The following is a 16,643-nucleotide window of genomic DNA, read 5'->3' as shown; positions in this document are numbered from 1 at the left end:
CGATCCTCGAGCCTGCGTCGATGGCCGAGATGATCGGTGCACTCACATGGAGGCGGCACCACCTGCGATCCTGCTGGCGAAATGTCAGGCCGGGACGGCCGCGGTGATCAGCCGGACGAAGGCGCACGTCCTGGTCGCTTCTCGAGGTGCCTCCGCGAGCCAGTCGACGACGCGCAAGATGTCGATCGCGGCCGCCGTCGCCAGGTGCTGGAGGTGCGTCTTCGCCCGACCCGCGTAGCGCGATCGCCGCAGCCCGGCGACCCGGACCGCTTGCGAGATCGTCCCTTCAATCCCCGCGCGGTGGGCGTAGTCGGCCCGGTACTCCTCCGTCTCCTCCCGCGCGCGGGCCGCCCTCAGCGCCTCGAACGGCTCGCGGGCCCGGATCGTCAGCGACCGCCTCGCCGCCCCCGTGCACCGCTCTCGGGCGGGGCAGGGCTTGCAGTCCTTCCTCGAGAACTTGATGTGCACGACCTCGGTGTGGTCCCGCTCCACGGCCGGCGTCCACCCCGAGCTGACGCGCCCCTCCGGGCAGGTGGCCCGGCTGCCCTCCCAGTCGATGGCGAAGTCCGACGCCGTGAAGCCGCCGCCGGCCAGGGCCTGCCAGCCGTAGTCCGGCCGCGTCGGCCCGATCAGCTCCACGCCGTGGTCGCGGCGGCTGCTGACCAGCAGCTCGGCGTCGATGTAGCCGGTGTCCGCTAGGTGCTTGCCCGGCAGCGAATCCTTCCGGCCCAGCTGCTCGTAGATCCCGGCCAGGGCATCGCCGTCGGCCGCCGGCGCCGGCGCGGTCGTCACCTGGACGACCAGGTGGGGCGACTCGTCGTCGCACGTCTCGGTCAGGTGGGCCTTGTAGCCCACCCAGATCGTCGACCGCTTCTTGCCGTACCGGGCCTCGGAGTCGTGAGGCGAGTTGATCGACGCGGCGGAGGGCGGGATGCCGTCACCCTCGGCCCGCCAACGCAGCCCGCCGGCCTCGACCAGGAAGTGCTGGACCCAGACCCGGCGCAGCGTCTCGACCGCCGGCGATCGCGCGACCGAGGGCGGGGCGCCGGCGTCGTAGGCCGCCGCCAGCAGGGCGTGGCCGTCCTTGCCGACCTCCCGGGCGAGGGCGCGGCGGCCCTCCTCGGAGTCCGGGAGCCGGGACTCCTCGGCTCGCCGGCCGTAGCGCTCGACCCACTCCGCCCGGGCCTGACGGCGGAGCCACTCTGGGTCCGCCGCTGCCAGGCTGTTCAGGACGTGGCGCATCGTCTCGACGACGCACTCGAGCCGGTCGAGGTTGCGGACGCGGGCCAGGACGTGCGTCGCGTCGGTGCGCTGGCGGCCGCGGGTCTTCAGCCAGCCGCGCCCGCGGCAGAGATCGAGGAGCGCGTCGAGCAGCCGCCCCTCGGCCGAGCCGGCGACGAGCCGCGCCCGGAACTCGCAGAGGACCGAGGCGTCGAAGCCGGGGTCGTCGAGCCCCAGGCCGAGGGCGTACTTCCAGTCGATCCGCCCGCGCACCGCGTCGGCGGCGCGGCGGTCGGACAGCCCCTCGGCGAACTGGAAGACGGTCACGAGGGCCAGCCGCCAGGGGGACTCAGCGGGGCGGCCGCGGCTCGGGTACGGGTCGGCGAAGTCGTCGTCTCGGAAGATCGTGCCCAGCTCATCGCGCAGGGCAATGTAGGTGTTGCCACCGGGGAAGGCGGCGTGCGCGACGCGGGCGGCCTCCTCGGGCACCGATCCGATCGGCCGTGGGTGAAGCGACATGTGCGGGCTCCGTCCGGGTGGGATTCCCCTGGGACGTAGCGTAAGCCCCACCCGCTGGTCGATCTCGGATTCGCCAGCAGGATCAAAGGCGAAGGCAGGCCCGCACATCCCTCCCCCGATCGCCTCCTGGCAACGACTCCGGGATGTCGGAAGGCGCCAAGCTAGGCCCCGTGCTTGTGATCAAGTTTTGAAAGTCGAGATCTCAAATCCGGAGATCGTGCGAAAGAGCCGGGCAGAAGGCGATCAGGCCCATCTGTCCTTAGGTCGCCCCGCCCGCGAGCTTCGCCGCCTCGGCATCGATCATGTCGGGCTCGCCGATCCTCGCGATCAGTTGATCGGTGCTGGTCGGGTCGACGACCCGGCAGCTCTCGGTCAGCTTCGCGGCCAGCTCGCGCAGCTCGTCCCGCCAGGCGAGGGCGGGGGGGCCGGCGTCGGCATCGAGGGCGCAGGCCCGCTCGAACTCGCCGCAGAGCATGATCATCCGCTGGACGTGGCGGAAGACGATCCCCTCCTGCTTGGTCAGGTCGACGCTCGTCACAAACTTGTTGAAGTTGCCGTCGTAATCGAGCAGCTCGCCGACGCACCAGATCGGGTGCGTGTGGACGTCGGTGAAGTCGGGGTAGCAGTGGTCGAAGTAGGACCGGAGCTTCTCCGCCAGGGTCGGCGGCCTCTTCTCCCAATCGTCCCTATCGTCCTCTTCCTCTTCCTCCTCGACCTGCGCGGCCATGAGCCCGCGTTGGATCAGCTCGGCGTCGAGCATCGAGGTGGCCAGGGCGCCCGACTCCAGCAGTCTGAACGGGACCCGGAGACGCCTCCGGACCGGGCCGGGCATCTCCAGGGTGCTCTCCATCGCCTGCACGCGCTCGTCGGCATCGGCCCCGGCCAGGATCTCGGCCAGGAAGGCGCCGTAGAGGGGATGGATGCTCCGGAACGCCAGCAGCCTCCCCAGCGCGGGCGTCGGCCGGGCCACGGTCGGCGTGTAGGGCGTCGGGGGCTGGCCGGCCTCCGGGGGCGCCGGCGGCTCGGGGCCCAGGGTCACGAACCCGCCGTCGTGCAGGGCCAGCAGCATCCGGTCGAGCGCCTTCTCGCCCGCGGCGATCCGAGGGTCGTCCATCATCCGCTTGCGGACCGCGACGCGGATGCCCTCGACCTCCGGCGAGACCTCGAGCAGGTAGGCCAGCAGCCGCCAGGGGAGCGGCCCCTTGCTGGACAGCTTGCCGGGCGGGGCGGCCTGGAGCTGGTTGAAGTGCCCCTCGACCCAGTATTGCTCGGTCTCGCGGCGCCTCGGCTTCTTCTTCTTGAGGGCCTTCTTCGCCTTCAGCAGGCCCGGGTCGCGGGTGTCCTCGGGGATGGCGTCGTACTTCGCCTTCCACCGCTCGATGTCGACGTCGTCCGGGTGGGCGATGGCGTAGACGAAGCCCCGGTCGTCGAACTGCGGGCGGCCGGCCCGGCCGAAGATCTGGTGGGCGATGCTGGCGCCGATCAGCTTCTTCGCGCCGAAGGGGCCCTTCACCAGCGACGAGAGCACCACCGAGCGCGCCGGGAGGTTGATGCCGGCCGCCAGGGTCTCGGTGCAGACGACGACGGGGAGGAGCTTGCGCTGGAAGAGGTCCTCGACGGCGAGGCGGTACTTCGGCAGGAGCCCCGCGTGGTGGACGCCGACCCCGCGGTGGAGCAGTCGCTTGAGCTTGGGGCCGGCCCCCTGGCCGAGGTCGAGCGCGTCGACCCGGTCGTGGAGTTCCTTCTTCTGCGCGTCGGACAGGTTGAGGTCCTTGCCCATGACGTTCTCGGCGACGCTCCAGCACTCCTCGCGGTCGAAGCAGAAGACAAGGGCGGGCGTCCGGGGGCCCTCCTCGTCGCCGGCCGCCATCACGACGAGCTGCTCGTTGAGGAACCGGTCGGGCACCCATTCGTAGGTCAGCGGCACCCGTCGTTCCTTGCCCTCCACCAGCCTGATCGTGCGGCCGTGCTGCCTGTCCAACCAGCTGACGAACTCGTACGAATTGCCGACCGTCGCCGAGAGCAGCAGCAGGCGGACGTGGCCGGGCAACATGCCGAGCGACAGCTCCCAGACGATCCCGCGGTCGACCTCGGCGAAGTTGTGGAACTCGTCCATGACGCAGGCCGTCACGCCGGAGAAGTCGAACCGGTTGAGCAGCCGATTCAGGAGGATTTCGGCCACGACGACGAGCACCGGGGCCTCGGGGTTGACCTTGCGGCTGCCGGTGACCAGCCCCACGTCCTCGCGGCGGAAGCCCCACTCGACGGCGCGGTCCTGCATCTCCTGGAACTTCTGCTCGGTCAGCGCGATCAGGGGCGTCGTGTAGTAGGCCGACTTTCCCGTATGGAGCGCCTCGAAGAGGGCCGCCTCGGCGATCAGGGTCTTGCCCGTGCCCGTCGGGGCGCAGACGAGGACCCCCTGCTCGGACTCGAACCAGGCCGCCAGCGCGGCGTCCTGGACGGGGTAGGGCTCGTAGGGCAGCTGGTCCACATACCGCACGTACAACTCGTCGCGCGTCGGAATCTCCAACGGCATCGGCCGCAATCCCCCGGGCTGGTAAGCAGGAACTTTATCGAGATTCGATCGCATGGGCCAGACTCGGGCCTGCCCCGCGAACTGACCGGGAGAACCGGACCGGACGCCAAGCCCCGGGTCGGCCTCCCACGCGAGGCCCCCTCCAGTGTGACCGCCGACGCGCCCTCGCGAAACCCGGTCGCTCCTCGACGAGACGCGCGAGAACGCATGTTCGAGGCGCCCTCACCAGGTCAACCGACGCCTCTGCTCGCTTCGGAGTAGTCGTCCGGAGGGTGAATTCCATGGCAAGAGTTTGGGGCCTCGTCGTCACCCATCCTCCCGCGACACGACGCCGGGGCCTGTCAACGCGGCCGGCCGGCGGTTATCGTACGCCGACGGGCATCGGCGGACAGGGCCCTCGCCAGCGGCATCGGGCCGCGACGGATCGACCTCGTCCCCGACGGCCGGGGCGGCGTCGGGGCACATCCCCTACCGCTCCCCGGCCCGGTACGGCCCGGCGACGGAGGGTGACATGGCGCGACAGGGCATCCGGGACGTCCGGCGATCGGCCCGCCCCGCCGGCCGGGCCGCGGCGGCCCTGACCGTGGTCGTCGGCTGGCTGGCGTCGTCGGCGTCGGCCCCCGCGCAGGGGCTCCTGGTGGGCGACGACGGCCGGCACCTCGCCCGACCGGCCGGCACCCCCTTCTTCTGGCTGGGCGACACGGCCTGGGAGCTGTTCCACCGCCTCGACCTCGACGAGGCCCGCCGCTACCTCGACGACCGGGCCTCCAAGGACTTCACCGTCGTCCAGGCGGTCGTCCTGGCCGAGCTGGGTGGCCTGGACGTTCCCAACCCCAACGGCGACCTGCCGCTGGAGGACCGCGACCCGAGCCGGCCGGTCGACGCCTACTTCGAGCACGTCGACGTGATCGTCCGGCTGGCGAACGACCGGGGGCTCGTCGTCGGCATGCTGCCGACCTGGGGGAAGTACTGGAAGCTCGACTTGCCCGATTCCATCTTCACGCCCGAGAACGCTCGGTCATTCGGCCGGTTCCTCGGCGCTCGCTACCGGGAGGCCGACCTCGTCTGGATCCTCGGCGGCGACAACACGATCGAGGGGCCCGAGGAGCGTGCCATCGTCGACGCCATGGCCGCCGGCCTGGCCGAGGGGGACGGCGGGGCACACCTGATGACCTACCACCCGAGGGGCCCCGGCCGGTCGTCCGACCTCGTCCACGGGGCCGACTGGCTGGATTTCCACATGTATCAGTCGTCTCATGCGTCCCGGGAGTTGGACAACGGCCTCTTCGCCGAGCACGACCGCGCGCTCGAGCCCGCCCGGCCGACGCTCGACGGAGAGCCGCGTTACGAGGCAATCCCCGTCGGTTTCTACTTCCGAAACGCCGACCCCCTGGACCGCTTCGACGCGTTCGACGTCCGCCGGGCTGCCTACTGGTCGCTCCTGGCCGGGGCGGCCGGGCACACCTACGGCAACAACAACGTCTGGCAGATGTGGGTCCCGGGCCGGGACCCCGTCCTGCACGCCGACATCCCCTGGTGGGAGGCGATCGACCACCCCGGCGCCTTCCAGATGCGGCTCGTCAGGCGGCTCTTCGAGTCCCGCCCCTTCGAGAAGCTGGAGCCCGACCCGGCGATGATCGTCGGCGGCCCGACCAGCGGGGGCGCCAAGGTCCGAGCCGCCCGCGCCCGGGACGGCTCCTTCGCCTTCATCTACTCGCCGATGGGGGAGCCGTTCGCCGTCGACGACACGAGGCTGAGCGGGCGTCGGATCAAGCAGATCTGGTACGATCCCCGCTACGGGGTCGCCCACCACTTCCACACGGCCACGACCTCCGCCTTCCAGGGCTTCACGCCCCCCAGCTCCGGCCCGGGGCACGACTGGGTCTTGATCCTGGAGGACGAGACCGCCGGCTTCTCCCTGCCCGGCCGAAGTGCGCCGTAGCGCCGCGACGGCCGGCCACCCCGGGAGATCGTCATGAGCACCACGGACCTCCGCGCCGCCGCGGCCCGGCCTCCCGCCGGATCGACCTGCTGATCGTCCTGGTCCACGAGGTCGGCTACCTGCTCAGCCACGTCCGCGACGAGCACGGCATGATGGGCAAGACCCTGGCCCCCAGCGTGCGCTCGATCCCGCCGGACCGGCCCGTCCGCGCGATACTTCGGCCCCCCGCCACCGGCCGGTCCGGTGGCCGTTCCTCATGTCCATGCTGGATGACCAGGCCCAGACCCGGCTCGCGACGGCCCTGCTCCTGACGCGAGCTAGTGCGGTCTCAAGCGACTTGTTGTGTGATCGGGTCCGATGGCTCGCAGCCGTAGTAGTCGCAGACCCGCTCCACGACCTCGGCCGCCGTCAGCTTCCGCTGCGGCTCGACGAGGGCCCGCTTGCCGTGGACCCACTTCGGCTCGATGGCGTTGAGCCACGGGGCCTTCACCGGCAGCCGGCAGGCGACGGTCCTTACGCCCCCCTCGGCCTTCGCCCGGCGGTCGTGCGCCTTGATCCGGGACCGGGCCCGCTTGCCGACGTGCCAGGCGGCGTTGTCCCAGACCGGCGGCAGGGCCGTCTTGCCCTCGGCGGCCAGCCGCTCGCGGGCCCACGCGAGGAAGTCCTCGCTCACCTGGCTGACCGGCCGGCCCCGGACGAACCGCAGCAGCATCCCCCCGGTCTCGCCGCGCAGCAGGCCGTAGCAGGCCGGCGCCTGCCGCGCAGCAGGCCGTAGCAGGCCGGCGCCTCGGGGTCGGGGTCGGTGTCGGCGGCGTCGGCGGCCGGCTCGTGCAGCCGCAGCGGCTCGCCGCCGGCCCAGGCGTGCAGGCCCGGCCGGGCCAGGCGGCTCCACCAGACCTCGCCCTGGAAGCCGAGCACCCAGCCCGGATGGGCCTCCGCCAGGCGGATCAGGCGGTCGCGTGCCCCTGCTATGAGGCCGGTTGTCAAGGGGCGAGATGCGGAGCCCGAGGCGTGGGAGGATCGGCCTGCTCTTCGTGCTCGGGGCACGGGTTAGGGTCTGCGATCGCGAACGAGGGCCGCCCTCTTCTTCCGCGGGCCTCAGCCCGCCGGGGGCGCGACGCGGTCACCTCACTCGCAGATCCTCACTGGCTCGGGGTCGTCCTGCCCCACTCGACGGTCGCTCGGGCAGGGGTCGCGGCCGCGAACCGGGCCGCTCCGGGGTTGCCGGGGCCGGGCCGGGCCGCCAGGCGGCCGCCCGGTAGGGCTCACCGCTGAGGCTCAGCCGCCACAGCAGGATCGCCAGACGCCGGGCCATCCCCGCGATGGCCTTCTTGCCGTTGCCGGTCGTGGCGACCAGCCGGCGGTATCGCGCCTTCGCCGCCTCATCGCCGGCGACCCACCTCCGGGCCGCCTCGACGGGCGCCGTCCGCGGCGTCGCGACCGTCTCGCGATGGCGGCCCGCCCCGGCCGACTCCTCCAGGCGTCGGGGGGCGCGGGCCACCCGCTCCCGATCATGCTGCCGCTCGTCGAGCATCACGTCCGGGCGGAGCCGCGGCTCGGGGGTCAGCTCCAGCCGGCGAGGGGCGTCGACCGACGCGGCCGTCCAGCGGGTCAGCCCCGCCGGCTCGGCGATGCCATGCTGGAGGAGGAACGCCTGGACCTGTTGCTGGGCCGCGCGGAGCTTGCGGGCCAGCTGCTCACGCAGCCGCAGGACCCGGCGGTCGGCTCCCTCCCGCTCCTCGGGGACGCGCACGGGTTGGAGCGGCCCCTTCCGGGCGAAGACGGCCAGCTTGCGGCGGTCGAGCCGGTCGCTCTCGGCCTCGGGGCCCGGCATGGTGGGGGTCTTCGGCGGGGCGATCACCCCGGCTCGCAGCCCGGAGGACCTGAGCCGTCGGGCCAGCGTGAAGCCGGTCGGACCGGCCTCGTAGACGACCCGGGCGACTTGCGAGCCGATGGGCTTGGGCCGCTCGCTGAGCGACTCGGGGTCGGCGGGCGGGGTCCGGGAGGCGACGAGGCCCCGCAGGTCGGTGACGACGGCGACGTGGTGGCTGGCCTTGTGGACGTCGACGCCGACGTGGGCCGTCTCGCCGGAGTCGAGGCGGGGCGTCGAGGACGTCGAGGAGTTCGGGCGGACGAAGCGGACCTTCTTCTTGGTGGTGGTGGTCATGGCCGAGGTCTCCGGGAAGGGGACGAGCGTGTCACTCGCTCAAGCCTGCCTCCCGAACGGCTCCGGCCTTCATGCTCTCTCCTTGCGCAGATATGAGGGGCCGGGGCTGGTGATCCAGTCCTCGGCCCGTCTCCAGCCGACGCCGAGGCGCTCCAGGGCCTGGCGGATCGCCTCCCCGCTGACGAGCCGGGCGGTGAGGCCCTCGGCGAAGGCCGCCCCGGCGGCCGGCTCCGGGGTCCACAACGAGGTCGGCTCGCCGAAGTCGCGGGGGCTGCGGTGCAGCAGGGCCCGCGGCCGCTCGCACCCGGCGTCGTCGATCCCGGGGCGGGCCGACGCGGGGCGGTGGGACTTCTCGCGCAGGCAGTCGGTGCCCTCGGCGGCGAAGGCCCGCAGGGCGTTGCGGGCGGTCTGGGACGGGCGGCCACACCGGGGGGCGATCTGCGAGGGCTTGAGGCCCTCGGCGCTGGCCGCCAGGATCCGGCAGCGGCGCAGGGTGAAGGCCGAGGGCGAGCGGGGGCCGGCCCGGATCGCCTGATGCTCGTCGGGGGTCAGCGGTCGGACGAAGAGAGGTGGGACCATACCACTCCTACGACGATCGGCCCGCAAAGGATCATCCTTGGACCTGCACTAGGAGGGAACGGCCCGCGGCGCTCGGCTATTGACTCCATCCTGGCCAAAGAAACACCTGGGCGGTTTGCGGCGTAGTACCGGTATGAGGCCCATCGGGACCGCAGGCGAACTGGAACGCCGCCGGCGCCGAGCCGTCGAACTGATCGCGGGTCCGCCGCTACCTGCGGCGGCGGCGGATCAAGGCGGTGATCCCCAGCCGCAAGGACCAGCGTCGGAGCCGGCACTTCGACAAGCCGAGCTATCGGCGCCGCAACGTGGTGGAGCGGTGCATCAACTGGCTGAAGGAGAGCCGGCGGATCGGGACCCGCCACGAGAAGCTGGCGATCACCTTCATGGGCATGATCAAGCTGGCCATGATCCGCCGCTGCCAGCGGGTCCTCGGTTCGTGAGACAGACCCTAGTGCAGGTCCAAGGATGATCCTTTGCGGGCCGATCGTCGTAGGAGTGGTATGGTCCCACCTCTCTTCGTCCGACCGCTGACCCCCGACGAGCATCAGGCGATCCGGGCCGGCCCCCGCTCGCCCTCGGCCTTCACCCTGCGCCGCTGCCGGATCCTGGCGGCCAGCGCCGAGGGCCTCAAGCCCTCGCAGATCGCCCCCCGGTGTGGCCGCCCGTCCCAGACCGCCCGCAACGCCCTGCGGGCCTTCGCCGCCGAGGGCACCGACTGCCTGCGCGAGAAGTCCCACCGCCCCGCGTCGGCCCGCCCCGGGATCGACGACGCCGGGTGCGAGCGGCCGCGGGCCCTGCTGCACCGCAGCCCCCGCGACTTCGGCGAGCCGACCTCGTTGTGGACCCCGGAGCCGGCCGCCGGGGCGGCCTTCGCCGAGGGCCTCACCGCCCGGCTCGTCAGCGGGGAGGCGATCCGCCAGGCCCTGGAGCGCCTCGGCGTCGGCTGGAGACGGGCCGAGGACTGGATCACCAGCCCCGGCCCCTCATATCTGCGCAAGGAGAGAGCATGAAGGCCGGAGCCGTTCGGGAGGCAGGCTTGAGCGAGTGACACGCTCGTCCCCTTCCCGGAGACCTCGGCCATGACCACCACCACCAAGAAGAAGGTCCGCTTCGTCCGCCCGAACTCCTCGACGTCCTCGACGCCCCGCCTCGACTCCGGCGAGACGGCCCACGTCGGCGTCGACGTCCACAAGGCCAGCCACCACGTCGCCGTCGTCACCGACCTGCGGGGCCTCGTCGCCTCCCGGACCCCGCCCGCCGACCCCGAGTCGCTCAGCGAGCGGCCCAAGCCCATCGGCTCGCAAGTCGCCCGGGTCGTCTACGAGGCCGGTCCGACCGGCTTCACGCTGGCCCGACGGCTCAGGTCCTCCGGGCTGCGAGCCGGGGTGATCGCCCCGCCGAAGACCCCCACCATGCCGGGCCCCGAGGCCGAGAGCGACCGGCTCGACCGCCGCAAGCTGGCCGTCTTCGCCCGGAAGGGGCCGCTCCAACCCGTGCGCGTCCCCGAGGAGCGGGAGGGAGCCGACCGCCGGGTCCTGCGGCTGCGTGAGCAGCTGGCCCGCAAGCTCCGCGCGGCCCAGCAACAGGTCCAGGCGTTCCTCCTCCAGCATGGCATCGCCGAGCCGGCGGGGCTGACCCGCTGGACGGCCGCGTCGGTCGACGCCCCTCGCCGGCTGGAGCTGACCCCCGAGCCGCGGCTCCGCCCGGACGTGATGCTCGACGAGCGGCAGCATGATCGGGAGCGGGTGGCCCGCGCCCCCCGACGCCTGGAGGAGTCGGCCGGGGCGGGCCGCCATCGCGAGACGGTCGCGACGCCGCGGACGGCGCCCGGGGTGGGGCCGATCACGGCGATGACCTCCCGCGTCGAGCTGCACGACCCGGCCCGGTTCCGCGACGGCGGCCAGGTGGCGCGGGTGATCGGGCTGGCGCCGCAGGTCTCGCAGGGCGGCCCGACGCGCCGCGAGGGGCGGCGGCTGAAGTCGGGCAACGCCCGGCTGCGGACGGCGCCCGTCGAGGCGGCCCGGAGGTGGGTCGCCGGCGATGAGGCGGCGAAGGCGCGATACCGCCGGCTGGTCGCCACGACCGGCAACGGCAAGAAGGCCATCGCGGGGATGGCCCGGCGTCTGGCGATCCTGCTGTGGCGGCTGAGCCTCAGCGGTGAGCCCTACCGGGCGGCCGCCTGGCGGCCCGGCCCGGCCCCGGCAACCCCGGAGCGGCCCGGTTCGCGGCCGCGACCCCTGCCCGAGCGACCGTCGAGTGGGGCAGGACGACCCCGAGCCAGTGAGGATCTGCGAGTGAGGTGACCGCGTCGCGCCCCCGGCGGGCTGAGGCCCGCGGAAGAAGAGGGCGGCCCTCGTTCGCGATCGCAGACCCTAACCCGTGCCCCGAGCACGAAGAGCAGGCCGATCCTCCCACGCCTCGGGCTCCGCATCTCGCCCCTTGACAACCGGCCTCATAGCAGGGGCACGCGACCGCCTGATCCGCCTGGCGGAGGCCCATCCGGGCTGGGTGCTCGGCTTCCAGGGCGAGGTCTGGTGGAGCCGCCTGGCCCGGCCGGGCCTGCACGCCTGGGCCGGCGGCGAGCCGCTGCGGCTGCACGAGCCGGCCGCCGACGCCGCCGACACCGACCCCGACCCCGAGGCGCCGGCCTGCTACGGCCTGCTGCGCGGCAGGCGCCGGCCTGCTACGGCCTGCTGCGCGGCGAGACCGGGGGGATGCTGCTGCGGTTCGTCCGGGGCCGGCCGGTCAGCCAGGTGAGCGAGGACTTCCTCGCGTGGGCCCGCGAGCGGCTGGCCGCCGAGGGCAAGACGGCCCTGCCGCCGGTCTGGGACAACGCCGCCTGGCACGTCGGCAAGCGGGCCCGGTCCCGGATCAAGGCGCACGACCGCCGGGCGAAGGCCGAGGGGGGCGTAAGGACCGTCGCCTGCCGGCTGCCGGTGAAGGCCCCGTGGCTCAACGCCATCGAGCCGAAGTGGGTCCACGGCAAGCGGGCCCTCGTCGAGCCGCAGCGGAAGCTGACGGCGGCCGAGGTCGTGGAGCGGGTCTGCGTCTACTACGGCTGCGAGCCATCGGACCCGATCACACAACAAGTCGCTTGAGACCGCACTAGTGAAGCGTCACTCGTTAATCTTCGGGTAGAGGTGCCTCAGCTTGATCCGGGCGTCCTCGGTGGTGAAGTGCCACTCGACGCCCACCTGTTTGGCGTTCCGGCGCTCGCCCCAGGCGCCGGCCTCCCCGGCCACCTCGTCCTGCACCGCGATGCGCCGGTCCAGGCACTGCCGCGTCAACACCGACAGCTCGATCTCGGCGACGTTCAGCCAGCTGCCGTGCTTCGGCGTGTGCACCAGCTCCAGTCGCCGCGCCAACCGCAAGGCCTCGGCCGGCTCGAACGCCTTGTACAGCGACGCCAGCGAATGGGTCACGAGGTTGTCGCAGACCAGCGTGATCCGCTCGGCCTCGGCGTGGCGCGGGTCGTCCACCAGCCGCTGCACCCGGTGGGCCCAGTCCACGGCCGTCTTCGCCTCGGTCACGCGCACGTCGCGCCAGCCGGCCAGCGGCTCGACGAACATCCACACCGTGCAGGTCCCCTCGCGGACATACTCGTAGTCGACCCGGGCCGGGCGTCCGGGCGCCGCCGGCGATGGCCGCCGCGCCTCGGCGATCAGCTGCTTGGGCTGTTCGTCCATGCAGACGACGGGGCGCCTCGGATCATACGGGCGCCGGTAGGCCTCCAGGACCTGCTCCATCTGGCAGACGAAGGCCGCGTCCTGCTCCGGCGGGATGCACCACATCCGCCTGAGCCACGGCTTCAGCGCGCTTTTTTCAAAGAGCGGCGGACGGTCTCGTGCGAGACCGCCGCGACGACCTCCAACTCCACCAGGCGCTCGGCCAGCAGCCGGAGCGACCAGCGGGCCAGGCCCCTGGGCGGCTGCGAGCAGGCCAGGGCCGTCAACCGCGCCTCGTTCTCGCCGCCGAGTTTGGGGACCGCCGACGGGGTCCGCGGCCTGCGCTGCAGCAGCGCCATCGGCCCGTGCTCGACGGCCCGCTTGCGCCACGACTCCAGGCTGCGGGTCGTGACGCCGAACGCCTCGGCGATCTTCGCGTCGGGCCAGGCCGGCCCGTCGGGCCCCTGGTCGCACTTGAGCAGGGCCTGAGCCCGCTGCACCTTCCAGCCGGCGATGTTGCCCTTGCGGACCAGGCGAGCCAGCTCGGCCCGCTCTTCGGCCGTCAGCTTCAGGACGTACTTCTTTGCCATGGCAACCCCCCCGGCGAGCCACGATGCGGCCGGACAAGGGGGGTCATTTTACCCGAAAATCAGCGAGTGACGCTTCACTAGTACCGCTCTATCAGTTGTCCCAGGTCATTCGCTGGATTGGCGTTACAGGTATCGGTCCTCCTGGATGCCTGCCACTGCTACTGCTGTCTGAGGCCGAAATCGAGCCGCTGAGGAGACTTCAGAAGCCCTCTGTCCAGCGTAAATCACTTTCTTGCCCTAAATTGCCCTGGTTAGTGACAAACAGGTCATGACTCGCGGCCGGTCACCTCACCCTATGAAAATGGATGCTCGCACTCCTGGCCTCTGGCAGCGACCATATTCAGAGGAAACAATATTAGGGAAGACGCTTCCGGCCGCCGGCCGAGTATTCTACCAGGGGCTCTGGCTCGCACCGCCCTTCGCGGAGGAGGTAGCCATCGCAGCCGCTCAGGCCCACGTAGCGATCCACATGACCGGAGGGCCAGGTGACCTCGGCGTATTCGCCGCCGGGGGCGTTGCCCAAGCCGAAGTGTAGCCGCGGGTCGTTCGCGGACTGGTAACTGCCTCCCCCGGTGCGCCAGGCCACGAGGTGTTGGCCACGGGCGACGACTACGACTCGGGCGCCGATGGCGTCGCGGTTAAAGCCGCGGCCCTCCAGGCGGAGGGTGAGCGACCGGCCCCCTTCGGTCCGGTTGTGGAAGTAGGCCAGGGGCTGGTTGTGCGACTGGATCAGCACGTCTTGACGGCCGTCGTTGTCGAGGTCGCCCACGACCAGGCCGCGACCCATGCGTGGCACGCGCCATGGCGCGCCGGCGATGTCGGAGACATCGGTCAGGAGGCCGCCGGAGCCGCCCACGAGAAGTTGCGCGGGCATCAGGTACGGGTAGTTGGGCCGGAGGTCGTTGACGTGCCCGTTCGCCGAGACGAGGTCGAGCCTCCCATCGTCGTTGGCGTCGAGGAAGGCGACACCAAAGCCTAGCTGGTGACGGCTGGCGACGGCCAGCCCGATCGCGGCGGTTGCGTCGGTGAAGAAGCCTCCGTCCAGGTTACGGTAATACGTCGTCGACTCGCCATAGAAGTTGGTGACGGCCAAATCGATGAGCCCGTCGCTGTTCAGGTCGCCCGCGGCGACACCCATGCCAGCCTGGTAGAGTCCCGAAGCATTGCCGGCCACACCGGCTGCGTGAGCGATCTCTTCGAAGCGCATCCCCCCGAGGTTTCGGAACAGGAAATTGGCCGATGAGTCGTTGGCAACGAACAGGTCCACGCGGCCGTCCGCATCGAGATCGGCGGCGACGACCCCGAGGCCGCGGCCGTCGCGGTCGACGACCCCCGAATCGGCGGTGACATCCACGAACTGCCCCCCATCATTGCGGAAGAGGCGGTCGGGCAGGGCCTCGGCCAGGAGCGGGTTGCAGTTGAGATAGGCCTGGGTCTCCGGATCGCGACAGATTTGAGGATTGGCGAGGTCCCAGGCCGCGTAGTGGCAGACGTAGAGGTCCAGGTCGCCGTCGGCGTCCAGGTCGGCGAAGGCCGCCGAGGTCGGCCAATCTCGCCGGCCGCCCAGTCCCCAGGCGTCGGTGACGTCCTCGAAGGTGCCGTCGCCACAGTTGCGGTAGAGGGCGTACGATCGCCAACGGGTGAGGAACACGTCGGGGTGGCCATCGCCGTCGATGTCGCCCACGGCGATGCCGTGGCCATGCCCGCGGGGGAAACGGCCGATCCCCGAAGGGTCGGTGAGGTCCTCGAAGGTGCCGTCGCCCCGATTGTGGAAGAGGCGATCCCCGGGGCCGGGCGGTGGTGATCCGGGGTCGGAGGGATCGGCGAACGGGCCGCCCTGGGCGCAGTAGACATCGAGCCAGCCGTCGCCGTCGTAGTCGAGCAGGGCGAGCCCGCCGCCGAAGGGCTCGGGCAGTTGGTGGAGGTGCGTCTCGGCAGTGTCGTAGACGAATCGCAGTCCGACGGCCTCGGCATCGTCGGTGAAGGCGAGCCCGCGGCCGGCCTCAGCACCCGACTCGTCGCGCCGGGGGCTGGGCGAGGACGCCGTCTCGGCCCACGGATCGACCTCCGTGGGGTGGGCATCCGAGCGCCGGGCGTCGGCCCGGTCGAGCCGGGCCAGGCCCTCCCGGGCGGACGGTTCACCAGGATCGGCCTTCATCGACCAGGTGTACAGCGCTCGGGCCTCGCGCGGGCGGCCAGCGGCCTCGGCCATCCGGGCCAGCCCGGCCCGGTCGGCCGCGGTGCGGAGCGGCTCGTCGCTCCAGAGGCGGTCCCGGTAGGCCTCCATCGCCCGCTCGACCTCGGCCTTGCGGCGCCGGAGCTCGGCAGCGCGATCGGGCCGGCCCGCCCGATGAGCCAGCTCGGCGAGGCGCTCCAACGCCCGCGTCGCCGTGGGCTCGATCCGGAGCCAACGCTCCAGCGCCGAGGTCTCCACCTCGGACTCGCCCCGATGCTGATGGAGCCACGCTCGCAACTCTAGGAGCTCCCCCGGGTCGAGTTGACCCGGCCCGAGCTGCCGCGCGGCTTCCAGGGCCTCGGCGGGCCGGCCGGAGCCCCGCGCCCACTCGAGCCAGGCCCTCCAGAGCGGTTCATCGGCGCCGGCCTCGCGGCAGCGCCTGAGCCAGAGGGATGCCTCGTCCCAGCGGCCGCGCTGGAGGGCCAGTCGGGCCTTGCCGAGCCAGACTCGGTCGTCCTGTGGGGCCAGTTGGCCGGCCTTCTCCAGGGCGCCCTTCAGGCCCTCGTAGGGCAGCCGAGCCAGGTCGAGATTGCTCAGCTCCTTGAGGTCACGGTTCGGGTCCTGCGCCTCCGCCAGGCTGGCGTAGTGCAGGGCCTTGACGTCGTCGAAGCGGACCTCGATCTGATAAATGTGGCTCAGCAGGTCGCGCACCTGGTCGCGGCCGGGGCCGCCCCGGGCCAGGGCCTGCTCGAGGCGACGCTCGGCGTCGCGGAGCCGCCCTCGCCATAGGTTGGCCTTCGCCTCTAGGTACGCGCCGAGAGGATCGAAGGCATATCCTTCCGGCACCCGGTCGAAGGCGCGGAGCGCGGCGTTGGGGCGGCCTCCGAGCGCCTCACAGATCCCCAACCAATAATCGGCCGCTCCGTCCAGTGCACCCGGACGCGCCGCCAGTACGGTCAGCTGTCGATGCGCCGCCTGCAACCGGCCGTTCGCGATCTCTTGCTGTGCCCGCCGCAGCTCGTCCCGGGCCCTCCAGGTATCGAGCTGGATGAGCAGGGCCCAGGCCAGGGCGAGTAGCCCGGCGATGATCCCGAGCCGCCGCCAGCGCCGCCGTCTCTGCATCATCGAAGACCCACGGGTTGCCGTCGTCATCCTCATCGACATCCTCCATCGACGATGCGACCCCTGTCAAGGCCGCGGCGCCTTGTCCGGCGAGCCACCATTCGTTGGCGGAATCGCGTCCCCCGG

General features: G+C 72.0%; 13 protein-coding genes and 1 pseudogene. 6 read left to right on the top strand and 8 right to left on the bottom strand.

What is annotated here, in order from left to right:
* Window positions 1–84 precede the first annotated feature (84 nt).
* Together ElP_RS27335 and ElP_RS27330 are read right to left on the bottom strand one after the other, a co-directional pair.
* Window positions 85–1,740, bottom strand: coding sequence for an IS1182 family transposase (locus tag ElP_RS27335; protein ID WP_145269764.1), 1,656 nt, complete (start codon window positions 1,738–1,740; stop codon window positions 85–87).
* A gap of 259 nt (window positions 1,741–1,999) precedes the next feature.
* Window positions 2,000–4,276: a DEAD/DEAH box helicase gene (locus ElP_RS27330; protein ID WP_145275664.1), complete on the bottom strand. Its 2,277-nt coding sequence runs from the start codon at window positions 4,274–4,276 to the stop codon at window positions 2,000–2,002.
* 511 nt (window positions 4,277–4,787) lie between these two features.
* On the opposite strand from ElP_RS27330, the gene ElP_RS27325 reads away from it, so the two are divergent.
* Window positions 4,788–6,218, top strand: a complete 1,431-nt coding sequence (locus ElP_RS27325) for a glycoside hydrolase family 140 protein (protein WP_145275662.1) — start codon at window positions 4,788–4,790, stop codon at window positions 6,216–6,218.
* Window positions 6,219–6,546: 328 nt separating this feature from the next.
* Here ElP_RS27325 and ElP_RS27320 read toward each other — a convergent pair whose 3' ends face one another.
* From ElP_RS27320 to ElP_RS27310, 4 genes are all read right to left on the bottom strand, one after another.
* The gene (locus tag ElP_RS27320) at window positions 6,547–6,930 is read right to left on the bottom strand and encodes a hypothetical protein (RefSeq protein ID WP_231749282.1); all 384 of its coding nucleotides are present in this window, start codon (window positions 6,928–6,930) and stop codon (window positions 6,547–6,549) included.
* Window positions 6,888–7,205, bottom strand: a complete 318-nt coding sequence (locus tag ElP_RS40045; protein ID WP_231749281.1) for a hypothetical protein — start codon at window positions 7,203–7,205, stop codon at window positions 6,888–6,890. Before ElP_RS40045 ends, ElP_RS27320 begins: the two co-directional genes overlap by 43 nt.
* 136 nt (window positions 7,206–7,341) lie before the next feature.
* Window positions 7,342–8,385 carry an IS110 family transposase gene (locus tag ElP_RS27315; RefSeq protein ID WP_145275660.1) on the bottom strand — a complete coding sequence of 348 codons (1,044 nt, stop codon included), beginning with the start codon at window positions 8,383–8,385 and terminating at the stop codon, window positions 7,342–7,344.
* A 69-nt stretch (window positions 8,386–8,454) separates the two neighbouring features.
* Complete coding sequence (locus tag ElP_RS27310; protein WP_145274168.1) at window positions 8,455–8,964, bottom strand: helix-turn-helix domain-containing protein; 510 nt, start codon at window positions 8,962–8,964, stop codon at window positions 8,455–8,457.
* 200 nt (window positions 8,965–9,164) lie between these two features.
* Here ElP_RS27310 and ElP_RS27305 point away from each other — a divergent pair.
* From ElP_RS27305 to ElP_RS27290, 5 genes and pseudogenes are all read left to right on the top strand, one after another.
* Window positions 9,165–9,404: pseudogene (locus tag ElP_RS27305) on the top strand (transposase); the annotation flags it as partial.
* 60 nt (window positions 9,405–9,464) lie between these two features.
* Window positions 9,465–9,974, top strand: a complete 510-nt coding sequence (locus ElP_RS27300; RefSeq protein WP_145274168.1) for a helix-turn-helix domain-containing protein — start codon at window positions 9,465–9,467, stop codon at window positions 9,972–9,974.
* A 69-nt stretch (window positions 9,975–10,043) separates the two neighbouring features.
* A complete protein-coding gene (locus tag ElP_RS27295) occupies window positions 10,044–11,267 on the top strand; it encodes an IS110 family RNA-guided transposase (protein WP_145275656.1) in 1,224 nt (407 codons plus the stop codon).
* 136 nt (window positions 11,268–11,403) lie between these two features.
* Window positions 11,404–11,721, top strand: coding sequence for a hypothetical protein (locus tag ElP_RS40040; protein WP_231749281.1), 318 nt, complete (start codon window positions 11,404–11,406; stop codon window positions 11,719–11,721).
* The gene (locus ElP_RS27290) at window positions 11,679–12,062 is read left to right on the top strand and encodes a hypothetical protein (RefSeq protein WP_231749280.1); all 384 of its coding nucleotides are present in this window, start codon (window positions 11,679–11,681) and stop codon (window positions 12,060–12,062) included. Before ElP_RS40040 ends, ElP_RS27290 begins: the two co-directional genes overlap by 43 nt.
* An 18-nt stretch (window positions 12,063–12,080) precedes the next feature.
* Here ElP_RS27290 and ElP_RS27285 read toward each other — a convergent pair.
* Window positions 12,081–13,219 (bottom strand): IS630 family transposase gene (locus ElP_RS27285; protein ID WP_145267429.1). Its coding sequence is split into 2 segments (ribosomal slippage): window positions 12,081–12,781 and window positions 12,781–13,219, totalling 1,140 coding nucleotides; the frame shifts between segments, so codons are not numbered across the junction.
* 355 nt (window positions 13,220–13,574) lie between these two features.
* Window positions 13,575–16,547 carry an FG-GAP-like repeat-containing protein gene (locus ElP_RS27280; RefSeq protein ID WP_197446411.1) on the bottom strand — a complete coding sequence of 991 codons (2,973 nt, stop codon included), beginning with the start codon at window positions 16,545–16,547 and terminating at the stop codon, window positions 13,575–13,577.
* Window positions 16,548–16,643 lie beyond the last annotated feature (96 nt).

The sequence above is a fragment of the Tautonia plasticadhaerens genome, from assembly GCF_007752535.1.
GTDB classification, from domain to species: Bacteria; Planctomycetota; Planctomycetia; order Isosphaerales; family Isosphaeraceae; genus Tautonia; species Tautonia plasticadhaerens.
This window is presented reverse-complemented; position numbering and strand designations above follow the sequence as displayed.